General features: G+C 44.7%; 1 pseudogene. It reads right to left on the bottom strand.

Annotated features, from left to right (window positions below):
- Positions 1–209: 209 nt before the first annotated feature.
- Positions 210–555: pseudogene (locus KIV40_RS33900) on the bottom strand (sulfite reductase subunit alpha); the annotation flags it as partial.

Genomic DNA, 555 nt, shown 5'->3' with positions numbered 1-555 from the left:
TTTCCTTGGCTACAGCCAGCAAGGCCGATGAGAAGAGTAGAGAGCAAGACGACTCGTTTCATTGTTATTTTCTTTGGTTTGAATGGGCGTATACGGCTTACCCATTTATGATCGTCGTGATACTGAAGGTTAATTATATGACTTAAAAAGGAAAAAGGATCCCTATCGAGATCCTTTTATTTTTAATGTGTTAGCTAGAACCTAAAGACCTAGTAGACATCACGTACGTAGCGTTTCTGCTTCTTGAGTTTGTTGACGTAGGCTTTTGCGCCCTCGTCATCAAGTCCGCCATGTTCAGCAATGATGTCATGCAGTGCCTTGTCTACGTCTTTCGCCATGTAGTAAGCATCACCACATACGAAGAAGTAGCCACCACGTTCTAGCCAAGCAAACAGTTCAGCCCCGCTTTCACGCATCTTATCTTGTACATAAACCTTCTGTTCTTGGTCGCGTGAGAACGCCAAATCTAGTCGGGTTAGCACCTCTTTCTGCTGCAGCGCTTCGATCTCTTCTTGATAGATGTAGTCGGTTGCACTATTTCGGTCACCGAAGATC

The organism is Vibrio sp. D173a, from assembly GCF_030248475.1.
This window is presented reverse-complemented; position numbering and strand designations above follow the sequence as displayed.